This is a genomic window from Bacillus sp. SG-1 (genome assembly GCF_000181495.1).
Classification (GTDB): domain Bacteria; phylum Bacillota; class Bacilli; order Bacillales; family Bacillaceae_B; genus Rossellomorea.
Genome location: NZ_ABCF01000039.1, coordinates 1 through 12,500 on the forward strand (window position 1 = coordinate 1; position 12,500 = coordinate 12,500).

Here is a 12,500-nt window from a genome sequence, read left to right on the forward strand (position 1 = left end):
TATAAAAAAGTACCCTCCGGAACACCCTTCAAAGGTGGTTTCACAGGGTACTTTTTTTATGGTTTTTTGCAGGTTGTTCTGCAGCAGATGCGCAATAAGTCACCTTATTCGGCCAGTTGAAAATAAACGATTTGACTCCTTAGAAGCCTTAGTTTAACTTGCTGGCTACTTGCCTATCTTCTGCAAAGCTTGCTCCAAAGTGTTATACGTGTTGATCTCTTTTAAATCGATGCCAAGCTGAACAGATGTCATTGCCACTTCCGGCCTGATTCCAGATAGCGCCGTTTGAATACCAAGAAGAGACAGGGTTTGAATGATGGAATAAATTTGTTGGGCAACCATGGTATCGACTATGGGAACACCCGATAGATCGATGCACAGTTTGTCCACTTGCTTCTCCATGCACCTGGCTGGAACAGTTTCCATTATCCTGACTGCCCTTTCAGTATCAATATCACCTATCAACGGCAGGACAGCCACGGTATTCCCAATCGGAATGACCGGAGCGCCCAATTCAGCGATTAATTCATGCTGAGCTTTCATTCGATCCCGGGTAATACTATAATACATTTTTGAAAATTCCTGTATCAAAAGGTCAAATGCAGAATGAATGGAGTAATTCCAATTCATTAGGTGCTGCTTCGTAACCTCTTCTTCCTTCTCCCCGACATAAGTTTCCAAAAAATCCATGACCACAGACCGGTATTGGTGGACAGCTTCAAGCACTTCATAAATAGGAGTCCCTACTTCCGCGCGGCTCTTTGCTACGAGTGTTGCCCACTGTTCAAGCTTCTGATGATACTCTTCTTTGTCCTCCAATAACGAGCTGGCAACCGTTTCTGTCGTCAAAGCATTCTGCTCCCTCAAAAGCTTCTCATACTTTTCATCTGCATCAACTGAATAGATGGAATTCGGTCTTTTCTCTCTGAATGTTAACCATTTATCTGCAAGGGAATCTTTGTTCTCCAGCAGAGCCTTATATAAATTTTCATTCTGTGTCATAGCTAACTCCTTTTGGAAATTCAATTCCATTCAAGTGTAGCAAACCATTTTTTCAATTAACACTAAAGACCTTTAGAATTGACTCACTTTAGTCCTGCTGTACATGAAAAGCCTGATAAACATCCCGTTTTGGAAGCTCCCTTTCTTTCGAAACCATTTTGATGGCTTCTTTTGAAGAAACTCCTTTTTCATCTATATAATGCTGTACATGTGCGGAAAGGGTCAGGTCATTCCACCACTGCTCTTCCTCTTCTTTTGCTTCTTTGTCAGTACTTCCTTCCACAACAATGCAGAATTCACCCCTGACCTCTCCCTCGCCGCTCCATTCCAAAGCTTCCTCAATGGTCCCTCTAATAAATTCCTCAAACTTCTTTGTCAGCTCTCTCGATAGCACGATCGAACGGTTGCCAAGGATTTCTTTCATTTCTTTAAGGGTTTCCTTTAATCTATGGGGAGATTCATAAAAGATCAATGTGCTGTTCTGTTTGGAGAGAGTCTCCAGTTCTTTCCGTTTATCTTTCTTGCTTCTTGAAAGAAAACCATAAAAGTAGAATGGCTGCGGGATCAGACCTGATGCAATTAGTGCGGTCAAGGCTGCATTGGCTCCCGGAAGAGGGATGACAGCTATCCCTCTGTCTACCGCTTCCCTGACAATTTCATACCCAGGGTCGGAAATACAAGGCATCCCGGCATCACTCACCAAGGCAACGGTTTCCCCTTTTTCTATTCTTTCGAGTAGCTTCTCACCGCTGGTTTCTTTGTTGTGCTCATGATAACTGACAACAAAGGTATCAATCTCGAAATAATTACATAATTTCTTTGTATTTCTTGTATCCTCTGCTGCGATGACATCACACTCTTTTAAAATCCGGATGGCCCTGAAGGACATATCTTCGAGGTTGCCAATCGGTGTGGGTACCAGATAGAGGGACCCTGCGTCAGATGCTTGAAAGCTTTTCTGTGTTTTCATTTTCTTCACCTTCTTCTTGTTGATGGAACATTAAAGATCTTTTCCGTATAGCATTTCGTGAACTTCATTTCCATAACTATTATCTTCATTATATACAATCAATGGCTGTAAAACCTTCAAATCCGGACTGCCATCTTTAATCCCTTCTACCAGGACCGTATTTGCTTCCTTATGCTTATTAGGGTAGACAAACCTTATGCGTTTTGGTTCGATCCTGTATTCCCTCATAAGGGTGAGCAGGTCCACTCCTCTGCCAGGCCTGTGTACAAACGAAGCCTTGCCTCCTTGCTTAAGAAGAAGGCCCACTGCCTTTACCACGTCTTCAAGCGTACAAAGCAGTTCATGGCGTGCGATCGCATAGTGTTCATTACTGTTTATCTTTTCTTTTTCTCCTTTAGAAAAATAAGGAGGGTTACAGGTAACCGCATCAAACTTATCGTTTCCAAAGCGGGCAGGCATGTCCTTGATATCCCCATGAATCATCGAAATCTGGTTCCCCAGCTTGTTATATTCAATACTGCGGTTGGCCATCTCAAACAATCTTTCCTGAATTTCCACCCCGGTAATTGGCACGCTCGTCCTGTTGCTCAGCATCAGGGGAATGACTCCATTTCCTGAACACAGGTCAATGATTTTCCCTTTCCGCTTAGGAATACTGGCGAAATTCGCAAGCAAGACAGCATCCAGCGAAAACGAAAACACAGAAGGACTTTGAATGATCCTTAAGTTCTCCGCCAGTAAATAATCCAGTCTTTCATCTTCTTTCAGTTCAACCATTTTTTCTCCTCCGTCAAAATCTATGTAAAAACTTTCTTTTATTGTTTGGTTAAAATTGCTTTTTAATCATGAGACAGCTTTAAGTTTGCTCAAGAAATGGTTCTGTATTACTCAATTACAATTTAATAGATGCTAATACTTCAAGGCTTGAATATGTAACGCTCAAAAAGCATTCTTTTTAATATATTCTTACTTATTACGTTGATTGGAGCGGAAGATGCTCGACCTCCTGCGGGATAAGCGGGACTGCCAGTCTCAGCACCCGGCCGATTCCACTTTTTACTTCACCGCCCGCCCCGCGGAGTCACATACCTGGAGCGGAAATAAACTTTCTCCTTTAAATAGCAACAACCCATTCGAAAAGAGTTTTTCAAAAGACAAATATAAAAACGAAGCCTCCCTGCTTATACAGGAAGGCTTGAAATCAAAGCTATTTCTTATTGAGAAAAGATAAGCAGAACAAACAATCTTCATCTTTACGGGGACTGCCAAAGTGGATATTGCAGATATGAAAACCTTCCTGATATAACCGGGCAAGATTGTCATAGCCTTCACCGACATCCAATGATTTATCCTCGGAGTGAGACTGCTTGGATCCCTTTTTACCTTTACGTGCAGCGCCTTTTGATGAGTTCCCTGTTTGCTCCAGTCTTCTGCGCAAATGTTCGTTTTCCAGCTGAAGGGAATTATTTTCTTCTAAAATTTCCGCTAAGACTTGTTTTAATTCACCCAGCTGCTGGTAGAGCTGTCCTATTTGTTGCTCCATATTACTGACTGAATCAAAGAACTCTTTTTTATCCACTAAACTCCACCCCGTTACTCTGTGGCTTGAATTGAGACGGCACTTTCGTTTGAGATTTCATCTAAAGTAAATTCAAGGACCCGTTCAACTTCTTTAATATCCACCTTGATGACGCGTTCCAGAATATTGAGACCGACTACTCTGCCTTCGCCATGCGGCGTGCTGATGATCTCTCCCACATCCGGAAGTTCTTCTTTGGCCGCTTCATACTCGTCATTTTCATATTTCAGGCAGCACATGAGACGGCCGCATAAGCCGGAGATCTTTGTTGGGTTAAGGGAAAGATTTTGATCTTTCGCCATTTTGATTGATACTGGTTCAAAATCCCCGAGATAAGTTGAACAGCAAAGCATCCTGCCGCAAGGGCCTATTCCTCCAAGCATCTTCGCTTCGTCTCTGACACCGATCTGACGAAGTTCGATACGAGTTCGGAAAATGGATGCCAAATCTTTAACTAATTCACGGAAGTCCACCCTGCCGTCAGCCGTGAAATAAAAGATTACTTTATTTCTATCAAACGTATATTCCACATCCACCAGTTTCATATCCAGCTGATGTTCTGTAATTTTGCTGCAGCAGACTTCATAAGCCTCTTCTGCCGCTTCCTTGTTTTCCTGCACGGCCATTTGATCTTTATGATCAGCCGATCTTATTACTTTCTTCAGAGGAAGGACAACATCGTTTTCGCCAACCTTTTTACGGTCGACGACGACTTTCCCATACTCTACTCCCCTGACGGTTTCTACGATTACATAATCATTTTTTTCGATTTCCAGTTCGCCTGGATCGAAATAGTATATTTTACCCGCCTTTTTAAAGCGTACGCCTACAACATCGTACAAAGGAAATCACCCCTGTAATTTTAGCACAAGCTGTTCCATTAACAGCTGAGTATTCATATTTGCGTTAAGTTTCCGTTTTGCTTCAAGTACGGCCGTCATTTTATCAGACAGACTGTTAGTGGAAACCTGAAGCGCATCTGACTCCCATTCCTGTCTCTTATCCGGGTAAACCAGCTTATCTCCTTGATCTATCTGTATATACAGGAGGTCTTTATATATAAGAAGTAAAAGATCCAACGCTCGATCTATTTGATGTTTCTCTTTGAAATGCTCGTTAAAATCCTCTTGCAAACTGATCATTGCCTGAAATGGACTTTTGCGAAGGACTTCATATAATTTTAACACTATTATTCTTGCTTGTGCAAACCACTCATCGCTGCTTAATTCAAATGCTTCCTGGTAATTATTAGTTAAACTTGCTGTCAGAGCAGCGATATTCCTATTTACTTCTTCTGAAATCAGCCTTTCTTTTAGCAATTCCCTTGGTAGGGGCTGAAAGGAGACTACCTGGCAGCGTGACATGATGGTCGGCAGAATCCGGTGAACTTGTTCTGTCATCAGGATGGCTGCCGTCTCGGAGGATGGCTCCTCAAGGAATTTCAGCAAACTGTTCGCCGCATTCGGTGTCATTTTATCCGCATGTGAAAGGATATAAATCTTTCGTTTGGATTCAACCCCGGTTTTGCTGAATTCACTCTGCAGTGCTTTGATTTGATCTTTTTTAATAGAAAGACCATCCGGTTCGATTATATGAACATCAGGATGATTCTTATTGTTAATCCTTTTACAATTGTTGCACTGGTCACACGCTATCCCATTCACTGGATGCTCACATAGCAGCGACTTGGCAAAGAGGATGGCGATTTCTTTCTTCCTTGTGCCTCTTTCTCCCTCAAAGAGATATGCGTGTGCCACTCGGTCTCTTTTTATACTGTTGGCGAGCATCTGCAGGACAACAGGCTGTATTTCATTGAGTTCTTCCCAGGTCATGGACAACACGATCACTCACTTACGTATATAAATTAATTAATAAGCCCCTTACTTCGCCTATTTTCCCTAAAATATCAATGGACTGTTTTTCTTCGTTTAATATATCTTCCGTCAGTTCGATCAACTTGCGGTCAACATTTTCAATAATATTCAGCTTTCTGCCTTCCCCATGCTGATTCCATGTATGGGACTGCTTCAGGTTCATGCCATAATCAACGGCTTCTTTCACAAATCTTTTCACCAACGTCTTATATTTAGCGAGATCTTTAAATGTCCTGGAGCGGCCAAGCCTTTCGCCGGCACTCGTAATATCGCCCAGCAGCTTCCCTAGCTGCTCCATTTGCAGCTTCTGATCTTGCTTGCCAACAAGCATGCTGAACTTTTCAGAACCTCCGGCGTTCGATTTCTGTTCAGAACGAACTTTATCGACACCGACACGGAGATCTTGATTGATTTTCATTTGCTATTCCCTCACATTCTAAAAATGGTGAAACTGTTCAACCGGCAGAACAAACACGGTCGCACCGCCCACTTCCACTTCCACAGGATAAGGAACATATGAATCAGCATTGCCGCCCATCGGGGAGACCGGAGCAACCATTTGATCTCTCGACTTACAGTTATCCCTGATGACCTGCAGAGCCTTTTCAACCCTGATATCTTCCACTCCGATTAGAAAGGTGGTGTTTCCCGATCTAAGAAACCCTCCGGTACTGGCCAGCTTTGTTGATCTGAAATTATGCTCCATTAACGCACTGGAAAGACGGTTGCTGTCCTGATCCTGTACTACCGCCATGATCATTTTCATCTCTTCCACTTCCTCCCGAATAACTTTTGCCGAAAATCTGTTTATTTACTATTATAGCAAGAATATCCCTTTCGTAATATCTGTTATTCTTCATTCCCCTTAATAAATTCTGGAAAATTAAAACAAAACACAGATACTGCTGCGGAGAACTTCTCTAAAAAAGCCTCCATAGTTACAATAAGACCAGTCTGTTTATCGGACTGGTCTCTCATCTATATACTTCTCTATAATTTTCAACGCATTTTGATACACTTCACCAAATGACGCACTGGCATCAATTTTTTTAATCCGTTCCGGAAACTTCTCCAGGAGCATTAAATATCCTTCTCTTACTCTTTCATGAAAGTCGATCGTCTCAAGGTCAAGACGGTTCACTTCCCTGCCTTTATGTGCGCTGATACGCTCCAAACCGATTTCCGGTTCGACATCAAAGTAAAGAGTGATGTCAGGCATTGTATCCCCTATTGCAAACTTATTAATGCTGTACACTTCCTCCATCCCAATCCCGCGGGCATGCCCCTGATAAGCAAGCGAACTGTCCAGGAAACGGTCACAGAGGACAATGCTTCCCTTATCTAAGGATGGAATGACTTTCTCGGCTAAATGCTGTCTTCTGGCAGCGGCGTATAATAAAGCTTCCGTCCTTTCATCCATCGCCGTGTTTTTAGGATCTAAAATGACTTCACGGATTTCTTCAGCAATCGTAATACCGCCTGGTTCCCTTGTCAGAATGACTTCATGGCCTTTTTCAGTCAGCTCATCAGCCATCTTTTTTATAATCGTTGATTTCCCTGCTCCTTCAGGTCCTTCAACTGTTATGAATAATCCCTGTTTCATTCTTTAACCTCCGCAATTCAATGGGTGCTTCTTTCATTATAACTTATTTCAGAGCGGGCTGCAGATTTACTCAAAGATACTAATCCTGCCTTCACCCAGTAAATGCTCACCTTGAAACTTTGCTCCAAGCTCCCAAAGCCTTCTGAGTTCTGCTATACTTTCTTCAGTGATTTCTTCTCCTGGATAAAATAACGGAATACCCGGCGGATAAGGCGTTAACATTTCTCCTGCTGTTTTTCCTGCTGCATCCTCAATAGCAATCCACTTCTTCGTTTTCGTTTCCATTTCTCTGTAAGAGTATCTAAGTGATGTGATACTCTTACTTTTCTTAAAAACAATCGGTGTATCTTCTGCCTGACTCGCCTTTATGCCGCTCATCTTCTTCACAACCTCTTCGAACGGGAAAGAAGTATCCTTTTTTAACAGAGGAAGGATGAAAAGCACTTGATGAGGATCAGCCAGTTCAGCATAGATCCCAACGTTCTCCAATTGGTCCTGAAGTTGAAACCCGGATAATCCTCTAAGCCTGATCATTACCTTCAGAGGATCATTACTTTCAATAACTTCAAACCCTGCCTCATGTAATCTATTAATAAAGTCTTTTCTTATTCTTAAAAAGGAATAAAGGTCTTCACTTGAATAGGATGCTATAAAATGGCGGGCATAATCGAGTGAACCCATTATAGGATAGGAGGGACTGCTGGACTGCAGCATCCCTAGATACTCTTCCACCCTTTTAGCATCAATTTGGTCATTATTTATATGCAGATAGGAGCCCATCGTCATGGCAGGAAGCGTTTTGTGTGCTGACTGGACAACAATGTCAGCTCCCATTCTCAGTGAAGAAGCAGGGAATGGCTCCCCATTGGATAGATGTGCTCCATGAGCTTCATCAATCAGTACTTTCATTCCATGCTTATGGGCCAGTTCAATAATGCTGTGAAGATCGTACACCATGCCATAATATGTAGGATAAGTCAGTATGACAGCCTTTGCTTTTGCATACTTACCAATCGCTTCCTTTAATGTTCCCTGGGAAATACCAGTCGTCGTTGCTGTTTCCTCATCAAACTCAGGGTGAAGAAATACAGGCTGTACATTCGCCAGCTTCAAACCATTCAAGATCGACTTATGGCAGTTCCGCTGTACGAACACAATATCCCCTTCCTTACATACACCCATGATCATTGCTAAATTCCCAACAGTACTTCCATTCACAAGAAAATAGCTCTTCCGTGTTTGAAAATGATCGGCCAATAACTCCTGTGCTTCCCTTATAGCCTCTGAGGGTGCATGCAAATCATCCAGACCTGTCAGTTCAGTAACATCATATTGAAGGAATTCCCCTGCTTGTCCATTCAACAGTTTTCCGTTCTTATGCCCGGGAACATGGAAAGACACAGGGTCTCTTTTTTCATGATATTGCAACGCCTCCACCAAAGGCATCCTGTTTTGATTGCTCATAAAAGCATTCCTTCCTGTAAACGAAATTAACTCTTATATCGTATCACATTGATAATAAAACAAAAAAAACCGGGGACTCTCTCCCGGCTTCGTCTATGAATATATTTGCGGTGTATTGACTTTTTTCAATCTCTCCACAAAAAACTTATATTGAGGACTGTCTGTTTCGCTTCTGATCATATCTTTCTCACAATCTATGCAGACAAATGATGTGTACAGGTGTATCCCTGTCGCCTTTGGCTGACTGCAGATTATACACATTTCCCTTAACGTCTTCTCTGTATTCAACACCAGTCTCTCCACCTCCATACACCTATTCTGCCCCGAAGCCGGTCAAATATACGCATTTTCTAAAAATTTGATTTAAGTGAATTGTCTCATGTAGCTATTCTATGTAAGAAAAATCATGTCTGTGTATGTCTAAAGATAAATTCTTAAAAAAGGACCAGGCGTGTGAAGGGATTTCTGTGGTTTTAATGTCTTTAAGGGGATTTATTGCTGTGTATTGTCTGGTTTTGCGCTCTCTGGGGGCCCGGGTGCCTCTATCAGGAAGCTGCGGCTAAGTACGTGGGCCAGCATCAGTAATACGTAGGGGGGAAGCGTTGTCCGGAATTATTTGGCGTAAAGCGCGCATAGGAGATTTCTTACTATTTTTTTAGTATCTATACTTACAAGGTACAGATATTTTTAATTAGGAGTCATTCTTAGTTATTTTGTCTTTTAAATAAGGAACTTTTATTGATCTTGTATTTGGTTGGGGCAGGTTTTGGTTGTTTGCTTCCACATGGAAGGCAGATTGGATCGTAATTGATCTAAAAACCTGTTTAGTTGGATACTTCTTCTGTATCTGAGCAGGGTTAAGCATTGAATCAAGGGGGTTATGCGTCAATTGTCGGTAGTTATGCTTCTTGTATGGAAGTTATGCATCTAATTCAGGGACTTATGCGTCTAAAATGAAAGTTATGCACCAAATCGGCTTTGCTGGCGAAAAACCGCTACATTTTTGCGTCTCCCTCTCTCCTCCTCCCGCTATAATCATATAAAAACCTGGTTGGTTTACAGGTGGCCCCAATTAAAATCCTGCTTTTATTAGGACTTGGGCATATTTGCGTCTAATCCTGGTTAATTGCGTCTGATTTTGAATTACTGCGTCTAATAATTATTAATTGCGTCAAATCCAAGCAGAATTGCGTCTAACTTAGATTTATTGCGTCCAGCAGCAAATTTCAGTCAGGTGTCTGTAGATGCTCGTGGAGGAACTGCTAGGGGTCTCCCTCTGTTTTTCTTTTCAATACAAAAAAAAGAGCACCACTTCGGGTACTCTTTTGTCTGCCTGGCGACGTCCTACTCTCACAGGGGGGCCCAACTACCATCAGCACTGAAGGCTCGGACGGCGATGAGCGGCGAATCTCTTCGTCCGCTTCGCTCGTTTACATCCTCATGGGCAGAGCCCACTCCGGTGTTCTCTCCCTCTCGTCCTCGACCTTCTTGCTCCTCCCCGTCCTCGCTCCTGCGGAGAACGGGGATCTGCTTGAGGATCTCCCCCTTTTTCTTTTCAATATACAAAAAAAGAGCGCCACTTCGGGTACTCTTTGGTTTGCCTGGCGACGTCCTACTCTCACAGGGGGAGCCCAACTACCATCAGCACTGAAGGCTCGGACGGCGATGAGCGGCGAATCTCTTCGTCCGCTTCGCTCGTTCACATCCTCATGGGCAGAGCCCACTCCGGTGTTCTCTCCCTCTCGTCCTCGACCTTCTTGCTCCTCCCCATCCTCGCTCCTGCTACTGATGGAATTTCAGAACTACTTTTTGATATTAAAAAAAGAGCACCACTTCGGGTACTCTTTCATTTGCCTGGCGACGTCCTACTCTCACAGGGGGAGATCCCCCAACTACCATCGGCGCTGAAGAGCTTAACTTCCGTGTTCGGCATGGGAACGGGTGTGACCTCTTCGCCTTAATCACCAGACTGTATGAAATTGAAAGAACATCGTTCTCTCAAAACTAGATAAAGTATGAAGAAAAGAAAGTATTCCGAGTTTCGCTAAAAATTGTGGTTAAGTCCTCGATCGATTAGTATCTGTCAGCTGCACGTGTCGCCACGCTTCCACCTCAGACCTATCTACCTGATCATCTTTCAGGGATCTTACTCACATAAAGTGATGGGAAATCTCATCTCGAGGGGGGCTTCATGCTTAGATGCTTTCAGCACTTATCCCTTCCGCACATAGCTACCCAGCGATGCCTTTGGCAAGACAACTGGTACACCAGCGGTGCGTCCATCCCGGTCCTCTCGTACTAAGGACAGCTCCTCTCAAATTTCCTGCGCCCACGACGGATAGGGACCGAACTGTCTCACGACGTTCTGAACCCAGCTCGCGTACCGCTTTAATGGGCGAACAGCCCAACCCTTGGGACCGACTACAGCCCCAGGATGCGATGAGCCGACATCGAGGTGCCAAACCTCCCCGTCGATGTGGACTCTTGGGGGAGATAAGCCTGTTATCCCCGGGGTAGCTTTTATCCGTTGAGCGATGGCCCTTCCATGCGGAACCACCGGATCACTAAGCCCGACTTTCGTCCCTGCTCGACTTGTAGGTCTCGCAGTCAAGCTCCCTTGTGCCTTTACACTCTGCGAATGATTTCCAACCATTCTGAGGGAACCTTTGGGCGCCTCCGTTACTCTTTAGGAGGCGACCGCCCCAGTCAAACTGCCCACCTGACACTGTCTCCCACCCCGATAAGGGGCGCGGGTTAGAAGTTCAACACAGCCAGGGTAGTATCCCACCGACGCCTCCACCGAAGCTGGCGCTCCGGTTTCTTAGGCTCCTACCTATCCTGTACAAGCTGTGCCAAAATTCAATATCAGGCTACAGTAAAGCTCCACGGGGTCTTTCCGTCCTGTCGCGGGTAACCTGCATCTTCACAGGTACTATAATTTCACCGAGTCTCTCGTTGAGACAGTGCCCAGATCGTTGCGCCTTTCGTGCGGGTCGGAACTTACCCGACAAGGAATTTCGCTACCTTAGGACCGTTATAGTTACGGCCGCCGTTTACTGGGGCTTCGGTTCGCACCTTCGCTTGCGCTAAGCACTCCCCTTAACCTTCCAGCACCGGGCAGGCGTCAGCCCCTATACTTCGCCTTACGGCTTCGCAGAGACCTGTGTTTTTGCTAAACAGTCGCCTGGGCCTATTCACTGCGGCTCTCTCGGGCTTGCACCCTACCAGAGCACCCCTTCTCCCGAAGTTACGGGGTCATTTTGCCGAGTTCCTTAACGAGAGTTCTCTCGCTCACCTTAGGATTCTCTCCTCGCCTACCTGTGTCGGTTTGCGGTACGGGCACCTTTTTCCTCGCTAGAGGCTTTTCTTGGCAGTGTGGAATCAGGAACTTCGGTACTATATTTCCCTCGCTATCACAGCTCAGCCTTCACGGTGACGGGATTTGCCTCATCACCAGCCTAACTGCTTAGACGCGCATATCCAACAGCGCGCTTACCCTATCCTCCTGCGTCCCCCCATCACTCAAACGGAAAAGAGGTGGTACAGGAATATCAACCTGTTATCCATCGCCTACGCCTTTCGGCCTCGGCTTAGGTCCCGACTAACCCTGAGCGGACGAGCCTTCCTCAGGAAACCTTAGGCATTCGGTGGACAGGATTCTCACCTGTCTTTCGCTACTCATACCGGCATTCTCACTTCTAAGCGCTCCACCAGTCCTTACGGTCCAGCTTCACAGCCCTTAGAACGCTCTCCTACCACTGACACCAAACGGTGTCAATCCACAGCTTCGGTGATACGTTTAGCCCCGGTACATTTTCGGCGCAGAGTCACTCGACCAGTGAGCTATTACGCACTCTTTAAATGGTGGCTGCTTCTAAGCCAACATCCTGGTTGTCTAAGCAACTCCACATCCTTTTCCACTTAACGTATACTTTGGGACCTTAGCTGGTGGTCTGGGCTGTTTCCCTTTCGACTACGGATCTTATCACTCGCAGTCTGACTCCCATG

At 44.6% G+C, this 12,500-nt stretch carries 11 protein-coding genes and 2 rRNA genes (1 of these 13 running past the window's edge); all 13 read right to left on the reverse strand.

Going from position 1 to position 12,500, the window contains the following annotated elements:
• Positions 1-165 precede the first annotated feature (165 nt).
• Positions 166-1,002: an STAS domain-containing protein gene (locus BSG1_RS13590; RefSeq protein ID WP_044022910.1), complete on the reverse strand. Its 837-nt coding sequence runs from the start codon at positions 1,000-1,002 to the stop codon at positions 166-168.
• Positions 1,003-1,090: 88 nt separating this feature from the next.
• Entirely contained in the window at positions 1,091-1,972 is an 882-nt protein-coding gene (gene rsmI, locus BSG1_RS13595) for a 16S rRNA (cytidine(1402)-2'-O)-methyltransferase (RefSeq protein WP_006837664.1), read from the reverse strand.
• A 30-nt stretch (positions 1,973-2,002) separates the two neighbouring features.
• On the reverse strand, positions 2,003-2,749 hold the full coding sequence (locus tag BSG1_RS13600) for a tRNA1(Val) (adenine(37)-N6)-methyltransferase (RefSeq protein WP_006837666.1): 747 nt from the start codon (positions 2,747-2,749) through the stop codon (positions 2,003-2,005).
• A gap of 430 nt (positions 2,750-3,179) precedes the next feature.
• Complete coding sequence (gene yabA / locus BSG1_RS13610; RefSeq protein WP_006837667.1) at positions 3,180-3,551, reverse strand: DNA replication initiation control protein YabA; 372 nt, start codon at positions 3,549-3,551, stop codon at positions 3,180-3,182.
• A 14-nt stretch (positions 3,552-3,565) separates the two neighbouring features.
• Positions 3,566-4,393 carry a PSP1 domain-containing protein gene (locus BSG1_RS13615; protein WP_006837668.1) on the reverse strand — a complete coding sequence of 276 codons (828 nt, stop codon included), beginning with the start codon at positions 4,391-4,393 and terminating at the stop codon, positions 3,566-3,568.
• 6 nt (positions 4,394-4,399) lie between these two features.
• Entirely contained in the window at positions 4,400-5,383 is a 984-nt protein-coding gene (holB, locus tag BSG1_RS13620) for a DNA polymerase III subunit delta' (protein ID WP_006837669.1), read from the reverse strand.
• A gap of 19 nt (positions 5,384-5,402) precedes the next feature.
• The gene (locus BSG1_RS13625; RefSeq protein ID WP_006837670.1) at positions 5,403-5,843 is read right to left on the reverse strand and encodes a YaaR family protein; all 441 of its coding nucleotides are present in this window, start codon (positions 5,841-5,843) and stop codon (positions 5,403-5,405) included.
• Between the two features lie 18 nt (positions 5,844-5,861).
• A complete protein-coding gene (locus tag BSG1_RS13630) occupies positions 5,862-6,191 on the reverse strand; it encodes a cyclic-di-AMP receptor (RefSeq protein WP_006837671.1) in 330 nt (109 codons plus the stop codon).
• Between the two features lie 192 nt (positions 6,192-6,383).
• Positions 6,384-7,028, reverse strand: coding sequence for a dTMP kinase (gene tmk, locus BSG1_RS13635; RefSeq protein WP_006837673.1), 645 nt, complete (start codon positions 7,026-7,028; stop codon positions 6,384-6,386).
• A gap of 66 nt (positions 7,029-7,094) precedes the next feature.
• The gene (locus tag BSG1_RS13640; RefSeq protein WP_006837674.1) at positions 7,095-8,492 is read right to left on the reverse strand and encodes an aminotransferase class I/II-fold pyridoxal phosphate-dependent enzyme; all 1,398 of its coding nucleotides are present in this window, start codon (positions 8,490-8,492) and stop codon (positions 7,095-7,097) included.
• A gap of 93 nt (positions 8,493-8,585) precedes the next feature.
• Complete coding sequence (locus BSG1_RS13645) at positions 8,586-8,801, reverse strand: sigma factor G inhibitor Gin (RefSeq protein WP_006837675.1); 216 nt, start codon at positions 8,799-8,801, stop codon at positions 8,586-8,588.
• A 1,543-nt stretch (positions 8,802-10,344) separates the two neighbouring features.
• Positions 10,345-10,461 (reverse strand): 5S ribosomal RNA (rrf, locus tag BSG1_RS13655).
• Positions 10,462-10,545: 84 nt separating this feature from the next.
• Positions 10,546-12,500 (reverse strand): 23S ribosomal RNA (locus BSG1_RS13660) (it continues 981 nt past the right edge of the window).